The sequence below is a fragment of the Pseudomonas sp. Con_6 genome (genome assembly GCF_059379395.1).
In genome coordinates, this window is the sequence record NZ_CM182011.1 from 5,022,585 (window position 1) to 5,038,681 (window position 16,097).

9 protein-coding genes are annotated in these 16,097 nt (G+C 66.1%); 2 read left to right on the forward strand and 7 right to left on the reverse strand.

The window, feature by feature from the left end; all coding sequences use genetic code 11:
* The 6 genes from AC5QPF_RS22320 to AC5QPF_RS22345 all read right to left on the reverse strand — a co-directional run bounded on the left by AC5QPF_RS22320 (position 1) and on the right by AC5QPF_RS22345 (position 12,575).
* Positions 1 to 2,817 (reverse strand): RHS repeat-associated core domain-containing protein, encoded by a 2,817-nt coding sequence (locus AC5QPF_RS22320; protein WP_494959923.1) that lies wholly within the window; start codon positions 2,815 to 2,817, stop codon positions 1 to 3.
* Between the two features lie 76 nt (positions 2,818 to 2,893).
* Positions 2,894 to 3,799 (reverse strand): DUF808 family protein, encoded by a 906-nt coding sequence (locus AC5QPF_RS22325; RefSeq protein ID WP_494959924.1) that lies wholly within the window; start codon positions 3,797 to 3,799, stop codon positions 2,894 to 2,896.
* A gap of 79 nt (positions 3,800 to 3,878) precedes the next feature.
* Positions 3,879 to 5,300, reverse strand: coding sequence for an efflux transporter outer membrane subunit (locus AC5QPF_RS22330; RefSeq protein ID WP_494959925.1), 1,422 nt, complete (start codon positions 5,298 to 5,300; stop codon positions 3,879 to 3,881).
* The gene (locus AC5QPF_RS22335; protein ID WP_494959926.1) at positions 5,297 to 8,380 is read right to left on the reverse strand and encodes an efflux RND transporter permease subunit; all 3,084 of its coding nucleotides are present in this window, start codon (positions 8,378 to 8,380) and stop codon (positions 5,297 to 5,299) included. Before AC5QPF_RS22335 ends, AC5QPF_RS22330 begins: the two co-directional genes overlap by 4 nt.
* On the reverse strand, positions 8,377 to 11,448 hold the full coding sequence (locus AC5QPF_RS22340; RefSeq protein ID WP_494959927.1) for an efflux RND transporter permease subunit: 3,072 nt from the start codon (positions 11,446 to 11,448) through the stop codon (positions 8,377 to 8,379). The genes AC5QPF_RS22335 and AC5QPF_RS22340 overlap by 4 nt, the downstream gene beginning before the upstream one ends.
* Positions 11,445 to 12,575 carry an efflux RND transporter periplasmic adaptor subunit gene (locus AC5QPF_RS22345; RefSeq protein ID WP_494959928.1) on the reverse strand — a complete coding sequence of 377 codons (1,131 nt, stop codon included), beginning with the start codon at positions 12,573 to 12,575 and terminating at the stop codon, positions 11,445 to 11,447. Before AC5QPF_RS22345 ends, AC5QPF_RS22340 begins: the two co-directional genes overlap by 4 nt.
* A 225-nt stretch (positions 12,576 to 12,800) precedes the next feature.
* Between AC5QPF_RS22345 and AC5QPF_RS22350 the strand changes: the two genes are divergently transcribed.
* The gene (locus tag AC5QPF_RS22350) at positions 12,801 to 13,409 is read left to right on the forward strand and encodes a TetR family transcriptional regulator C-terminal domain-containing protein (protein ID WP_494959929.1); all 609 of its coding nucleotides are present in this window, start codon (positions 12,801 to 12,803) and stop codon (positions 13,407 to 13,409) included.
* A gap of 177 nt (positions 13,410 to 13,586) precedes the next feature.
* Here AC5QPF_RS22350 and AC5QPF_RS22355 read toward each other — a convergent pair whose 3' ends face one another.
* A complete protein-coding gene (locus AC5QPF_RS22355) occupies positions 13,587 to 14,027 on the reverse strand; it encodes a heme-binding protein (RefSeq protein ID WP_494959930.1) in 441 nt (146 codons plus the stop codon).
* 245 nt (positions 14,028 to 14,272) lie between these two features.
* Between AC5QPF_RS22355 and gcl the strand changes: the two genes are divergently transcribed.
* The gene (gene gcl, locus AC5QPF_RS22360; protein ID WP_494959931.1) at positions 14,273 to 16,048 is read left to right on the forward strand and encodes a glyoxylate carboligase; all 1,776 of its coding nucleotides are present in this window, start codon (positions 14,273 to 14,275) and stop codon (positions 16,046 to 16,048) included.
* Positions 16,049 to 16,097 lie beyond the last annotated feature (49 nt).

A 16,097-nucleotide genomic window follows, 5' to 3' on the forward strand; every position in this document is an offset into this window, starting at 1 on the left:
TCAGCCGATCGAGGCGCGTCGGCCGGGGCGGATATGTCGCCAGTTGGCCGAGGTATCCAGGCCGCTCCGATAGTCCGAATAGAACACATCGACCAGCGGCCGCTCCTGCGGTTCCTCGCCAGTAGGCGTGGTATCCCTTGAGTAGAAAGAGTCGATCGGCAAGGCATCCGCATCTCGACTCACCCGGTTTCTTCCCAGCACATTCACGATCATCTGCGGTCCGGTCAGGCTCATGGTGAGGTTGTGCCGGGAAAACATCGAAAGTCCGGGCCCGGAACGCTTATCGACCCAACTCGCCAGCGGCCTGAGACGATTCGTGGAAGCGTCCGGCGAGTACCCCAACACCAACCGGTCGAGCAGACGCTGGCCGGTCCACGACTCCGGCTCGGCGGCCAGAATGGTATTCGTGGCCTCGCCGCTCTCCTCGCTCGCATACATGTAGAAATCGCTGTCGAGCCCGGAAAGGTCAATTTGCCCGGCCACCGCTACATCACCATCCATCCACAGCCCACCATAGGCCTGTAGCGCGCCCAGCCGGAACGCATCACTCATCGATGCCCAATTCGGGTAGACCCCCGCACCTTCCCTTGCATAGATCCCCTTGACCTTGTGCGCCTGCGGATAAACCTCGGCCAATGCCGTGAACATTTCCTCCGGGTCACGGTGGACAATCTGATCACCGAATTCACGGGCCAGGAAACGCTGCACAGCGGTGCCGTCGTTTTCCATCTCCAGCATCGCCGGCACCCAATGCTTGGGCTTGGGCGTCCACAGGTTCACCTGCCAGTCCGGGTTGTGGTACTGGAACATCAGGGTGTTCTGCAGGAACTCCGCCGACATCGGCTTGCCCGCCCAGAACGAGTGCGCCAGGGTCGGTATTCCTTCACCACCCTGGCGATCCCGCAAGCTCAGCGGATTGTTCGACACCATGCGGTACAGGTTCAACCCGTCCACCTCGCCCAGCGGATCGGCGCTGGTCCAGCGCGCCAGCCAGGGCGCGTAGTAGCGCAGGCCGAAACAGTAAAGACCACTGGCATCGCGCTCCTTGCCAGAGTAACGGTGGCTTTTCCGGTTGCCTTGCACGGCACTCTTCGCGGCCCACACGGCGGTACCGCCATAGGGATAGAACGCCTCGCGACTGAGCAACGCGCCCTCCCCGTCCAGCTCGACGGCGATGGAGTCCAGATGATCGCCCAGGCTGTAACGCCATTGCCCGCTCGCGATGCGCAGATGCTCGTCGACCAGCACGACCTGGCGAGTTTCGCCGCTGACATCGCGATGCAGCTCCAGCCCAGGCAGGTAGCGCACCTCTGTCAGCAAACTGTGCGAACGCGCCTGTGCCACCCGGAGCTTGCGCACCCGGCTGCCATCGGCGGCATAGACATAGCGTTCGTAGTCGTCACCGGCCGACTCGCGCAGCACCTGGCGCACCTCGGCCAACTGGTTGCGCGGGTTCCAGATCAGGCTGGCAAGCCCTTCCAGCTGGAGAAGATTGCCGCAGCCATCGTGGGCCTCGGCGATCTGTGCATCGTCTGGCAGGCTGCCATCGGCGCGCTGGGGCAAGGCGCGATTGCTCGTCGTCGCCACCGCCATGTGCAGCGTCGGGGCGCCGCCGTGCTGACGCTGCAACAGGTTGCCGGCGACGTCGTAGGTGAAGTGCTGCTGGTAATTGACCAGCCGCGTCGGGTCCAGAGGCAGGTCGTATTGCGGCGGCAAGCCGGGACCATGGCTGGGCTGGTCGACCTCTACGCCACGGGCTTCGATCAACTGATAGAGCGTGTCGTAGATCATGGACTGCTGAGCCGCGACCCGCTGGTTGCGGTGGAAGGTCAGCGCTTGCGACAGGTCCTCGATGCTCAGGATATTGCCCACCGGATCGTACCCATAGCGCAGGTCCTGCAGCGCCGCCTGGCCCGGCAACCGCGACAGCTGGCGCTGAAGGCGGCCATCGCGGAGACAGAAGTCACGCTCGGTGACCACGCCATTGCCCGCCGTCTCGCTGACCACCCGACCCATGGCGTCGTAGCGAATGAAATCGCGGACCGCCTGCGGCGCCCCACCATCGGCCAGTTGCACACTGGAGCGGCGCAGCGCACCGGCCACGTCGAGCAGCAGCGACTGCCGGTTGCCGAGGGCATCGATACGCAGGCAGGGATCACCGGTGGGTGTGAAGTGCGCCTCGCTGACATAGCCTGCACCGACTTCCAGCAAGGCATCGCGGGCGACCAGGTCCAACGGCCAGTCCGGGTCCTGCACGATGTCGAGAAAGCGTCGGCGTTGCACCCGCAACTGCCCGCCCAGTGCATAGTCGTCGAACAGCACGCTGCCGGCCGGATCGTCATGGCGCAGCAGCCTGCCGGATTGATTGCGCGTGGCGAAACCGGCGCCGGCATAGTGCCGGCGCTCGATCACCCGGGAGGCTGCGCCGGCGGCCTGCTCGTGCCTCGCCAGCGGGCGCAGTTGTGCGTCGTACTCGGTGTGGAGGAAGGTGCCACGGCTGTCCCAGGCTTCGCAGGCAACACCGGCCTCGCCGAACAGCACCAGGCGCCAGCCGGCATCACAGCTGTCGACCAGCAACGGACGTCCGGACAGGGAGTGAACAGCGGTGCGGTTGGCCGGTCCGCCAGCGCCCCAGGCACGGGGATCGCGGGCGGCGACGTCGTGGCCCAGGAGATCGAACCCATGGACGGTGACGCGCGCCTCGGCAAGCGTCCGCGTCGAGGCCCGGCAATAGGCGACGGCGCGCACCGGCGCCCCGCGCGCATCGCTTACCGCCAGCCGTGGCGTGTTCTGATGAAGCAGACGACTTGACGACATGACTGGCATCCCCCGGTCCTCGGTGACGGCCAGTATGGTCCGATCCGGACGGGCTGGAACCTGACAAAAATACCAGTCAGCCGCGCAACGCCTTCCACAGCTTGCCCGCCACGCTGACAACGGCCAGCACCACAGCACCAGCGACAACACCCAGCACGCCGTTGATCAGCGTCGACACCAGCACCCCGCCGTTATCCGCCGCAAACGCCTCGACCCCGTGGTGCAGCGGCGCGATGCCGTGCACGAGGATGCCGCCCCCCACCAGGAACATCGCCGCCGTACCCACCACCGACAGCGTCTTCATCAGGTACGGCGCGGCACGCACGATGCCATGGCCGATGGACTTGCCGATGCCCTTGGAGGTCTCGGCCAGCCACAGGCCGAGGTCGTCCAGCTTGACGATCCCCGCCACCAGGCCATAGACGCCGATGGTCATGACCAGGGCGATGCCGGACAGGACGATGATCTGCTGGGTCAACGCGGCACCGGCGACGGTGCCCAGGGTGATGGCGATGATCTCGGCGGAGAGGATGAAATCGGTGCGGACCGCGCCCTTGATCTTGTCCTTCTCAAAGGCCACCAGGTCCACTGCCGGGTTGGCCGCGGCATCACTCAGGGCAGCGTGTTCAGCCTGTTTTTCCTCGGCGCCGTGGAGGAACTTGTGCGCCAGCTTCTCGAAGCCCTCGAAGCACAGGTAGGCGCCGCCGAGCATCAGCAGCGGGGTCACCGCCCAGGGGATGAAGGCGCTGATCAGCAGGGCCGCGGGCACCAGGATCAGCTTGTTGACCAGGGAGCCCTTGGCCACCGCCCAGACCACCGGGATCTCCCGCTCGGCGCGCACGCCGGACACCTGCTGGGCATTGAGGGCGAGGTCGTCGCCGAGGACCCCGGCGGTCTTCTTCGCCGCGACCTTGGTCATCACCGAAACGTCGTCGAGTACCGTGGCAATATCGTCCAGCAGTACGAGCAGGCTGCTTGCCATGTTGTGCATACCCTTGTGTGCAAAACGCAGAGCATACCCGGCTCTTCGGGACTGATGTCGGTCAAACCAGGTGGGGCCGCTAATCCTGGGGCCCCTGCCAGCCACCGCCGAGGCTCTGGATCAAGGCCACACTGGCCTGACTCAGTTGCCCTTGGGCATCCCGCAGATTCTGCTCGCTCTGCAGCAACAACAACTGCTGGGTCACCACTGCCTGCTGGCTGACCACCCCCACTCGCTGCTGGGCCTCCTGGCTGGCGAACAACTGCTGGTTGCGCTGGTGGATCTGCCGGTAGGTCTGCTCCTGAAGCTGCAAATGATTCACCGCCGAGAGGTTGTCCTCCACATTCTGCAACGCCGCCAGCACCGTGCCGCGATAGTTGGCCACATCCTGATCATAGCCGGCATAGGCCTGACGCAACGTCGCCTCGCGGGCACCACCGTCGAACAACGTCGCCGCCAACGTCGGCCCCAGGCTCCAGATGCGGTTGGGCAAGGTGAACAGATTGCCGAACGAACTGCCGCGGAATCCGATCTCGGCACTGAGGTCCAGCGTGGGGAAAAACGCCGCCTCGGCCACGCCGATGCGCGCATTGGCGGAGGCGGCGGTACGCTCGGCGGCGATCACGTCGGGCCGCCGCTGCAAGAGGCTCGACGGCAAACTCAAGGGCAGTCGCGGCGTGGCGAACACATAGTCGGCCTTCGGCGCCACGCCGAAGCGCGCCGGCGCCTCGCCCACCAGCACCGCCAGGGCATGCTCGAACTGCTCGCGGCTGCGTTGCGCGGTCTGCAAGGCGGCGACCACCGTGCTCAACTGGTCCTGGGCCACCAGCAACTGGTCATTGGACGCCGTGCCCTGGACGAAGCTGGCCTGGGTCATGTCCAGCAGTTGCTGGTTGAGACGCTGCTGCTGGCTGAGCAGGCCGATATCCAGGTCCAGCTGGCGCAGGCCCAGGTAGTTGTTGGCGACACTGGCCGCAATGGACAGGCGCACCCCGGCCAGTTGCGCATCGGACACCCGCTCCAGCGCCTCGCTGGACTCGATGCCCCGCCGCACCTGCCCCCACAAGTCCGGCTCCCAGCTGGCGCCAAGGGTAGCGCTGACCGACTGCTGCACCCCGCCGCTGCTGGTGGATGTGCTCTTCGACAACCCCGAGCCACCCCCATCGACACCACGGGTCGCCGAAACGTTCAGACCGACCGTAGGCCAGAGCCCGGCACGAGTGATCGCCACCTGCTCGCGGGCCTGGCGCCAGGCCGCCTCGGCGGCGACGATCGACTGGTTGGCCTGCGCGGCCCGTTGCATCAGGCCATCCAGTTCGGCATCGCCAAAGGCCGTCCACCAGCGGCTATCCAGCGCGCCTTTTGGGTCGGCGACCGCGCGCTGCCAGTCCCCGCCCTCCTTGAACGACTGCGGCAGGTCCAGCGCCGGTTGCCGGTAATCCGGGCCGACCATGCAGCCTCCCAGCAACAGGCAGATCGTCAACGGCCAGGCCTTGTTCATGACGGCTGCTCCTTCCCGCGTCGACGCAGCCGGCCCGCCAGGCGATCCAGCCACAGGTAGATCACTGGCGTGCTGTACAGGGTCAGCAACTGGCTGAACAGCAGGCCACCGATGATCGAGATGCCCAGCGGCCGGCGCAGCTCGGCGCCATAGCCGTTGCCCAGCACCAGCGGCAGCGCGCCGAGAGTCGCCGCCAGGGTGGTCATGATGATCGGCCGGCCGCGCACCAGGCAGGCGCGGCGGATCGCTTCGCGGGCCTCCAGGCCCTGGGCACGGCGCTCGTGGATGGCGAAGTCGATCATCATGATGGCGTTCTTCTTGACGATACCGATCAGCAGGATCACCCCGACCAGGGCGATGATCGACAGCTCGGTGCCGGTCAGCAGCAGGGCGATCAGTGCACCGACCCCGGCCGACGGCAGCGTGGAGAGGATGGTCAGCGGGTGCACCAGGTTCTCGTAGAGGATGCCGAGGACGATGTACACCGCCAGCAGCGCGGCGACGATCAGCAACGGCTCGCTGGCCAGCGACGACTTGAACACCTGCGCGGTCCCGGCGAACTCGCCGACCACGCTGGCCGGCATGCGCAACTGGCGCACCGCGTTGTCCACCAGCGCCGTGGCTTCGCCGATGGACACGCCCGGGGCCAGGTTGAACGAGGCCGTCACCGCCGCAAAGGTGCCCTGGTGGTTGATGGCGATGGCAGTACGCGTCAGCGACTGGCTGGCCACCGCCGTCAGCGGCACCAGTGGCGCGCCGGCCGTAGCGGATGGCAGGTAAATGGACTGCAAGGCCGCCGGGTCGGTCCAGTACGACGGCGCCACACTCATCACCACGTGGTACTGGTTGGCTGCCCGGTACAGGGTCGAGACCTGGCGCTGGCCAAAGGCGTCGTAGAGGGTCTGGTCCACCGCGACCATGCTCACCCCGAGGCGCGCGGCGGCGTCGCGGTTGACCTGCAGGCGGGTCATCAGGCTGGCGTTCTGCTGGTCGGTGTTGACGTCGGTGAGTTGTGGCAACCCGCGCAGCACCGCGACCACCTTGGGCACCCACTGGTCGAGGGTGTCCTGGTCGTCGGCGGTCAGGGTGTACTGGAACTGCGCGCCGCTCTGCCGGCCGCCGACGGTGATGTCCTGCACCGATTGCAGGTACAGGCGCGTGCCGGGCATGTCGCCGAGGGCATGGCGGACCTGGCCGATAACCTGGTCGGCGCTGTCCTGGCGCTCGCCCTTGGGCTTGAGGGCGATGAACATCTGCGCGCTGTTGATCGCTCCCGAGCCTCCGCCCCCGCCGCCACCGACGAAGCCGCCGACGGTCTCGACGTTGGGGTTGGCCGCGACCTTGCGGTTGATCTCGCGAAAGTCCGCCTGCATCGCCGCGTAGGACACGCTCTGCGAGGCGAGAATGCTGCCGGACAGGCGCCCGCTGTCCTCCTGCGGGAAGAAGCCCTTGGGCACCAGCACGAACAGGGCCACGGCCAGCACCAGGATCAGCAGGGTGACCAGGCCCATCAGCCGCGAATGGTCGATGACCCAGGCCAGGCTGCGGTCGTAGTAGCGATGGAACAGCGAGTCCGGGGTTTCGCCGTGGTCGGACTGGCGTGGCGGGCGCAGGGAGACGCTGGCCAGCACCGGGGTCACGGTGAGCGAGACCAGCATGGAAATGCCGATGGACAGCGACAAGGTCACCGAAAACTCGCGGAACAGCCGGCCGACGATGCCGCCCATCAGCAGCAACGGGATAAACACCGCCACCAGCGACACACTGATGCTCAGCACGGTAAAGCCCACCTCGCGGGCACCGTCCAGCGCGGCGTCGAGGCGCGACTTGCCGCGCTCAAGATGCCGCATGATGTTTTCCACCACGACGATGGCGTCATCGACCACGAAGCCGGTGGCGATGGTCAGGGCCATCAGCGACAGGTTGTTGAGGCTGTAGCCCAGCAGGTACATCGCGCCAAAGGTGCCGAGCAGCGACAGCGGCACGGCGACGGCCGGGACCAGGGTGCTGCGCCAGTCGCGGAAGAAGCCCCAGGTGACCAGGGTCACCAGCACGATGGAGGCCATCAGCGTGATTGCCACGTCACGCAGCGAGGCGCGGATGGTGGTGCTGCGGTCCATCAGGATGTCCAGCTTGATGGTCGCCGGGATCGATGCCTGGAGGAACGGCAACTGCGCCTTGACCCGGTCCACCGTCTCGATGACGTTGGCCCCCGGCTGCTTGAACAGCACCAGCAGCACCGCCGGCTTGCCATTGAACAGGCCGAAGTTGCGCAGGTCCTCGACATCCTCGCGGACCTGGCCGACATCGCCGATGCGCACCAGCTCGGCGCCGGACTGCTTGACCACCAGCGGCGCATAGTCCGCCGGGGTGTAAAGCTGGTCGTTGGCCGCCAGCACATGCTGCTGCCCGGCGATCTCGACGCTGCCCTTGGGCAGGTTGACGTTGGCTCCGGCCAGGGTGCTGCGCACCTGTTCCAGGCTGACGCCGTAGTGGTTCAGACGGTCGGGATTGAGCTCGACCCGCACCGCCGGCAGGGCCCCGCCGCCGACGGTCACGTCCCCTACCCCGCTGGTCTGCAGCAGGCGCTGTTCGAGCACGGTGGAGGCCACGTCGTACATCTGCGCCGGGGTGGCGCTGGTGGAGGTCAGGCTGATGATCAGGATCGGCGAGTCGGCCGGGTTGACCTTGCGGTAGGTCGGGTTGCCGGCGAGGTCGCTGGGCAGGTTGCTGCGCGCCGCATTGATCGCCGCCTGCACGTCGCGGGCGGCACCGTCGATATTGCGGTCGAGGTCGAACTGCAGGTTGATCCGGGTAGCGCCGAGGGTGCTGGCCGAGGTCATCTGGGTGACCCCGGCGATCTGCCCGAACTGGCGCTCCAGCGGCGTCGCCACCGAGGTCGCCACGGTGTAAGGATCGGCGCCGGGCAAGGAGGCGCGGACGCTGATGGTCGGGAAGTCCACCTCGGGCAGTGGCGACACCGGCAGCAGGCTCAGCGCCAGGCCGCCGAACAGGGCCAGGCCCACGGCGAGGAAGGTGGTAGCCACCGGGCGGCGGATAAAGGGTTCGCTGAGGTTCATCGTGCCAGGTCCAGCACCGCGCGGCGCCCGCCGAGGCGCTGCGCCAGGCCGTTCATGGCCAGGTAGATCACCGGCGTGGAGAACAGTGTCATCGCCTGGCTAAGCAACAGCCCGCCGATGATCGCGATGCCCAGCGGATGGCGCAGCTCGGAGCCAACGCCGGTGCCCAGCGCCAGCGGCACCGCACCGAACAGCGAGGCCAGGCTGGTCATCAGGATCGGTCGCAGACGCAGCTCGGCAGCGCGGCGGATCGCCGCCAGCGGCTCGATGCCTTCGCGGCGCTGCGCTTCGAGGGCGAAGTCCACCAGCATGATGCCGTTCTTCATGACGATGCCGATCAGCAGGACGATGCCGATCAGGCCGATGATGTCGAACTGGGTACCGGTCAGCAGCAGCGCCAGCAAGGCACCGAGGGCCGCCGAGAGCAGGGTCGAGAGGATGGTCACCGGGTGCACGAAGCTCTCGTAGAGGATACCCAGCATCAGGTACACCACCACGATGGCCGCCGCGACCAGGAACGCCTGGTTGCCCAGCGAATCAGCGAAGGTCGCCGCCGCGCCTTCCAGCGATACCTGCACCGAGGCCGGCACACCCAGTTGCGCCTCGATGTCCTTGAGCCGCTGAACCGCCGTGCCAAGGGTCTGCCCGGGGGCGAGATTGAAGGCGATATCGGCGTAGGGAAACTGGCCGAGGCGGTTCAAGGTCAGCGGCACCCGCAGCAGTTGCTGGCTGGCCATGCTCGCCAGCGGCGCCACGCCCCCGCCCGGAAGGCTGACGTGCAGGCCCGAGAGCAGGTCGGCGAGGTCATTGGGCGGCCGGTCGCTGACCATCACCACGTGGTACTGGTTGAGCTGGGTGTACAGGGTCGAGACCTGGCGCTGGCCGAAAGCGTCATACAGCGCGTTGTCGATGGCCAGCGGGGTGACGCCCAGGCGCGCGGCGGTGGTGCGGTCGAAGTCGAGCTGGACCTGGTTGCCAAACTGCATGGCCTGGCTCTGCACATCGGTGAACAGCGGGTCTTTGCGGATCGCGTCGAGCAGGCGGCCGGTCCAGCGCTCCAGGGTGCCCATGTCACCGGCCTGCAGGCCGAGACGGTAGCTGGTGGTCGACACCGTGGCATCCAGGGTCAGGTCCTGCACGCTGTGCAGGTACAGGCGGATGCCGGCGTCGTCGCGGTTGGCATCGGCCAGGCGACGGATCACCGCGCCGCTGCTGTCCCGTTCACCGCGGGGCTTGAGGTTGATCAGCAGGCGGCCCTGGTTCAGTGTCGGGTTGTTCTGATCGATGCCGACGAAGGACGACAGGCTCTGCACCGCCGGATCGCGCAGGATGCGTGCGGCCAGGCGCTGCTGTTGCTCCTGCATGCGCTGGAAGGAAATGGTCGGCGCGGCCTGGGAAATGCCCTGGATCAGGCCGGTGTCCTGCTCCGGGAAGAAGCCCTTGGGCATCAGGCTCAGGGTCAGCAGGGTCAGGGCGCCGGTGAGCACCACGGACAGCAGAGTCAGCACCCGGTGTGACAGGACCCAGTCGAGGGCGCGCACGTAACGGCGGTTGATGCGGTCGAAGAAATCCGCCTTCTGCTCCTCCGGCCGATGGCGCAGCAGGCGCGCGCAGAGCATCGGCGTCAGGGTCAGGGTGATCAATGCGGAAATGACGATGGTGACCGCCACGGTCATGGCGAACTCGCGGAACAGTCGCCCCACCACGTCGCCCATGAACAGCAGCGGGATCATCACCGCGATCAGCGCCACCGACAGCGAGACGATGGTGAAGCCGATCTGCGCCGAGCCCTTCAGCGCGGCCTGCAACGGCGTATCGCCGGCCTCCAGGTAACGGGTGATGTTCTCCACCATGACGATGGCGTCGTCGACCACGAAGCCGATGGAGATGGTCAGCGCCATCAGGGTCAGGTTGTTCAGGGAAAAGCCCAGGGTGTAGATCACCGCCAGGGTGCCGACCAGGGTCAGGGGCACGGTCAGCGCCGGAATCAGGGTGGCGGTGAGGCTGCGCAGGAACAGGAAGATCACCAGCACCACCAGGAGCACGGCCACGCCGAGTTCGAACTGCACGTCGCTGACCGAGGCGCGGATGGTCTCGGTGCGGTCGCTGAGCACGCTGACCTTGACCGTGCCCGGCAGGCTGGCGCGCAGGGTCGGCAGCAGGCGCTGGACCCGGTCCACCACCTCGATCACGTTGGCCCCGGGCTGGCGCTGGATGTTCAGGACGATGGCCGGGGTGCTGTCAGTCCACGCTGCCTGGCGCGGGTTCTCCGGACCGAGGATCGAGCGCGCCACCTGCGCCAGGCGGATCGCCGCGCCATTGCGGTAGGCAATCACCAGGTCGTGGTAGTCGTCGGGGTTCTGCAACTGGTCGTTGGCGCCGATGGAGTAGGCCTGGTAACGCCCGTCGATATTGCCCTTGGCCTGGTTGACGTTGGCCGCGCCGAGGGCGGTGCGCAGGTCTTCCAGGGACAGGCCGAGGTTGTTCAGCGCCGCGGTGTTGGCCTCGATCCGCACCGCCGGGCGCTGGCCGCCGCTGAGAGTGACCAGGCCGACGCCGGCGATCTGCGAGATCTTCTGCGCCAGGCGGGTATCGGCGAGGTCCTGGACCTTGGTCAGCGGCAGCACGTCGGAGGTCAGCGACAGGGTCAGCACCGGCGCGTCGCCCGGGTTGACCTTGCTGTACACCGGCGGGTACGGCAGGTTGGCCGGGAGGAAGGTGCCGGCGGCATTGATCGCCGCCTGCACCTCCTGCTCGGCGACATCCAGCGACAGCGCCAGGTCGAATTGCAGGGTCACCACCGAGGCGCCGTCGGAGCTGGTCGAGCCCATCGACTTCAACCCCGGCATCTCGCCCAACTGGCGTTCCAGCGGCGCGGTCACCGATGAACTGATGACCTCGGGACTGGCCCCGGGGTACTGGGTGAACACCTGGATGGTCGGATAGTCCACCTGCGGCAGCGCCGACACCGGCAACAGGCGGTAGCCGAGGATGCCCACCAGCAGCACCGCCACCATCAGCAGGCAGGTCGCCACCGGGCGCTCGACGAACGGCCGCGAGATGTTCATTGGCCGGGACTCACGACCTTGATCGGCGAACCGTCATCGAGCTTGTCGGCGCCTTCGGTGATCACCTGCTCGCCGGCCTTGACGCCGTCGTCGAGGATCGCGGTCAGCTCGCCCATGACCGGGCCGCTGCGCACATGGCGCAATTGCGCCTTCTGGCCGTTGACGATGAACAGGAAATCGCCGCCGCTGCCGTGCTGGATGGCCCGGGTCGGCACCACCGGCACCTGCTGCAGGGTATCGGCCTGCAGACGGGTGTTGACGAACTGGTTGGGAAACAGCGCGTGGCCGGCGTCGTCGAAACGCGCCTTGATCTTCACCGTGCCGGTGCTGGTGTCGATCTGGTTGTCCAGCGCCAGCAGGCTGCCGGTGGTCAACAGCTGGCGCTTGTCGCGATCCCAGGCCTGGACGCTGACCGGTCCCTTCTCGATGGCCTTGTGGATGCTGCCGAGGGCGTCTTCCGGCACGGCGAACACCACCATGGCCGGGTGCAACTGGGTGACCACCGCAATGGGCGTGGTGGCGGTGGTACTGACGTAGTTGCCCGGATCGACCTGGCGCAGGCCGACCACGCCGTCCACCGGCGAGGTCAGGGTGCAGTAGCTCAGTTGCACTTCAAGGTTCTGCACCGCGCCCTGATCGGCGGCCACGGTGCCGGCCAGTTGCTGCACGGTGGCGGCCTGGGTATCGAGGGTCTGCTGGCTGACCGAGCCGATGCGGATCAGCTCGTGGAAGCGCGCCAGGTCGCGGCGGGCGTTGTCCAGCACCGCCTGGTCGTGGGCCAGGGTGCCGCGGGCCTCGGCCAGTTGTGCCTTGATCGCACGGTCGTCGATTCGCGCCAGTACCTGGCCCTGGCGCACCGCCTGGCCCTCGGTGAACTCCACCGAAGCGAGAATGCCGTTGACTTGGGTGGTGAGGCTGACACTGTGCGCGGGGGTCACCGTACCCAAGGCATCGATGAACACCGGCACGTCCTTGAGCGTGATGGCGACCACCGCCACCGGCTCGCCGGCCTGCGGCGCGTGATTGACCTTGGCGGGGGCGGACAGCAGCCACCAGGCGCCGAGCGCCAGGAGCAAGCCGAGGCCGAGCAGAAGAAGTCCATGTCCAGTTCGTTTGCGGGTGCTCACGACAGCGCGTCCGATCGGTTCGAGTGAAAGGAAAGCGGGCAGCCCCGAAGACGTCGGCGACCTCCTGTCGCCGCAAGGCACGTTGACACTCTAGCAGCCGGTGGCCAGCACACCCGGGCGATGCGCATTTCATTCAGCCGGGCGACAGTTTGCAGCGCTGGCGTGCCGCTTCCAGCGTTCGGTGCTACCATCCGCGTTCGCCGCGCCAGAGGACTTCCAGCACCCATGAGTACCATTCGCGAACGCAACAAGGAACTGATCCTGCGCGCCGCCAGTGAAGAGTTCGCCGACAAGGGCTTCGCCGCCACCAAGACCAGTGATATCGCGGCCAAGGCGGGCCTGCCAAAGCCCAACGTCTACTACTACTTCAAGTCGAAGGAAAACCTGTACCGCGAGGTGCTGGAGAGCATCATCGAGCCGATCATGCAGGCTTCGACGCCGTTCAATGCCGAGGGTGATCCGGAAGAGGTGTTGAGCGCCTATATCCGCTCCAAGGTGCGTATTTCCCGCGACCTGCCCTTTGCGTCGAAGGTGTTCGCCAGCGAGATCATGCACGGCGCGCCGCATTTGAGCCCGCGCCAGGTGGAGCAGTTGAACGTCCAGGCCCGGCACAACATCGCCTGCATCCAGCGCTGGATCGACAAGGGCCAGATCGCCCCGGTGGACCCGCACCACCTGATGTTCAACATCTGGGCGGCGACCCAGACCTACGCGGATTTCGACTGGCAGATCTCGGTGGTGACCGGGAAGGCCAAGCTGGATGACAGCGATTACGAGGCGGCGGCGCAGACGATCATTCGCCTGGTTCTAAAGGGCTGTGCGCCGGACAACTGAAGATTCCGCGATTGGTGTGGGGGATTCACCGGAACGCTGGAACGCCGCGATCGGCGGCGAAGCCGTCGTAAATCCTGAGTCCCGGTTTCTCCTGACACACCGGGGATTCAGGTTTTATGGCCGCTTTGCGGCCAATCGCGGATGAATCCGCACACCGACCTTCACCAACCTCCCGACTTAGGCCGCAACCCCCGCATCCGCCCGCAACCCCGCCTCCTCGATCGCACTGATCGCACACTGCTCGTCGATATCCGACGTATCCCCGCTGATCCCGATCGCCCCGAGCACCACGCCCGCTTCATTGCGAATCAGCACGCCACCCGGCGCCGGCACCACCGGGCTCTGGCCCAGGCCATTGAGCGCGGCGAAGAACGCCGGGCGTTGTTGCGCGTCCAGGGCCAGCAGGCGCGAGCCCTTGCCCAGTGCGATCGCACCCCAGGCCTTGCCCATCGCCACCTGCGGTCGCAGCAGGCTGGCGCCATCTTCCCGCTGCAGGGTCAGCAGGTGGCCACCGGCGTCCAGCACCACCACGGTCAGCGGCGCAGCGCAGATCTTGCGACCTGCCGCCAGCGCGCCATTCACCAGGCCAACGGCGACTTTCAAGCTCAATGCGTTCATGAAACGGTCCTCTTGTTGTTGGAAGCCCAGGGGGCAAGTGAAAATTGATAGACCAAATAGAACACAATGGAGAAAATTTTTGTATACAATAATTCGAACCCGATTGCCTGATTCCCAGCAAACCCCATTTCTGCGGCATTTCGCCCATGGGCGATGAAAGGGATTGACCAGAGTCGCATCCCGTGAATACACTCTGGCCAAAAGCAGTTTTGTATACAATTACAACATCAATGAGGCACAAAGCCATGAGCAAAATGAGAGCAATCGATGCAGCCGTTCTGGTGATGCGCCGCGAAGGTGTGGAAACCGCGTTTGGCATTCCTGGTGCAGCGATCAACCCGCTGTACTCGGCCCTGAAGAAAGTCGGCGGTATCGATCACGTCCTCGCTCGCCACGTTGAAGGCGCCTCGCACATGGCCGAGGGCTACACCCGCACCAAGGCCGGCAACATCGGCGTATGCATCGGCACCTCGGGCCCTGCGGGCACCGACATGGTCACCGGTCTGTACAGCGCCTCCGCCGACTCCATCCCGATTATCTGCATCACCGGCCAGGCTCCACGTGCCCGCCTGCACAAGGAAGACTTCCAGGCCGTGGACATCACCAGCATCGTCAAGCCGGTGACCAAGTGGGCGACCACCGTCCTGGAACCGGGCCAGGTGCCCTACGCCTTCCAGAAAGCCTTCTACGAAATGCGCACCGGCCGCCCAGGCCCCGTGCTGATCGACCTGCCATTCGACGTGCAGATGGCCGAGATCGAATTCGACATCGATGCCTACGAGCCGCTGCCGGTCACCAAGCCCGCCGCAACCCGCAAGCAAGCGGAAAAAGCCCTGGCCATGCTCAATGACGCCGAGCGTCCGTTGCTGGTCGCCGGTGGCGGCATCATCAACGCCGACGCCAGCGACAAGCTGGTGGAGTTCGCCGAACTGACTGGCGTACCGGTAGTACCGACCCTGATGGGCTGGGGCACCATCCCTGACGACCACGAGCTGATGGTCGGCATGGTCGGCCTGCAGACCTCGCACCGCTACGGCAACGCCACCCTGCTCAAATCCGACCTGGTGTTCGGCATCGGCAACCGCTGGGCCAACCGTCACACCGGTTCCGTCGACGTCTACACCGAAGGCCGTACCTTCATCCACGTCGATATCGAACCGACCCAGATCGGCCGCGTGTTCACCCCGGACCTGGGCATCGTGTCAGACGCCGGCTCCGCACTGGATGCCTTCCTCGAAGTGGCTCGCGAGTGGAAAGCCGCCGGCAAGCTGAAGTGCCGCGGCGAATGGCTGAAAGACTGCCAGGCCCGCAAGTCGAGCCTGCAGCGCAAGACCAACTTCGACAACGTTCCGGTCAAGCCACAGCGCGTGTACCAGGAAATGAACGAAGTGTTCGGCAAGGACACCTGTTACGTCAGCACCATCGGCCTGTCGCAGATCGCCGGCGCACAGTTCCTCCACGTCTACAAGCCACGCCACTGGATCAACTGCGGCCAGGCCGGCCCGCTGGGCTGGACCATCCCTGCCGCGCTGGGCGTGGTCAAGGCTGACCCGACCCGCAAGGTCGTGGCACTGTCGGGCGACTATGACTTCCAGTTCATGATCGAAGAGCTGGCGGTAGGCGCGCAGTTCAACCTGCCATACGTCCACGTGCTGGTGAACAACGCCTACCTCGGCCTGATCCGCCAGGCGCAGCGTGGCTTCGAGATGGATTACTGTGTACAACTCGCGTTCGAGAACATCAACGCCCCGGACGTCAACGGTTATGGCGTCGATCACGTCGCCGTCGTGGAAGGCCTGGGTTGCAAAGCCCTGCGCGTGTTCAAGCCTGAGGAAATCGCCCCTGCCCTGCTCAAGGCGCAGAAGATGGCCGAAGAGTTCCGCGTACCGGTGGTCGTCGAAGTGATCCTCGAGCGCGTCACCAACATTTCCATGGGTACCGAAATCAACGCGGTCAACGAATTCGAAGACCTGGCGCTGGTCGGCAACGACGCGCCAACCGCGATTTCGCTGCTCGACTGATCGTCTGCGCGACCCAGCCCTTCGGGTGCGGGGTCCCGACCTAGCAAGG

What these genes read in the sequence shown, in the direction of transcription:
- AC5QPF_RS22340 (WP_494959927.1), bottom strand. Translation starts at nt 11,448, where the DNA reads ATGAACATCTCGCGGCCGTTCGTCGAGCGCCCGGTGGCGACCTGCCTG.
- AC5QPF_RS22350 (WP_494959929.1), top strand. Translation starts at nt 12,801, where the DNA reads ATGAGTACCATTCGCGAACGCAACAAGGAACTGATCCTGCGCGCCGCC.
- AC5QPF_RS22335 (WP_494959926.1), bottom strand. Translation starts at nt 8,380, where the DNA reads ATGAACCTCAGCGAACCCTTTATCCGCCGCCCGGTGGCTACCACCTTC.
- gcl (WP_494959931.1), top strand. Translation starts at nt 14,273, where the DNA reads ATGAGCAAAATGAGAGCAATCGATGCAGCCGTTCTGGTGATGCGCCGC.
- AC5QPF_RS22325 (WP_494959924.1), bottom strand. Translation starts at nt 3,799, where the DNA reads ATGGCAAGCAGCCTGCTCGTACTGCTGGACGATATTGCCACGGTACTC.
- AC5QPF_RS22320 (WP_494959923.1), bottom strand. Translation starts at nt 2,817, where the DNA reads ATGTCGTCAAGTCGTCTGCTTCATCAGAACACGCCACGGCTGGCGGTA.
- AC5QPF_RS22355 (WP_494959930.1), bottom strand. Translation starts at nt 14,027, where the DNA reads ATGAACGCATTGAGCTTGAAAGTCGCCGTTGGCCTGGTGAATGGCGCG.
- AC5QPF_RS22330 (WP_494959925.1), bottom strand. Translation starts at nt 5,300, where the DNA reads ATGAACAAGGCCTGGCCGTTGACGATCTGCCTGTTGCTGGGAGGCTGC.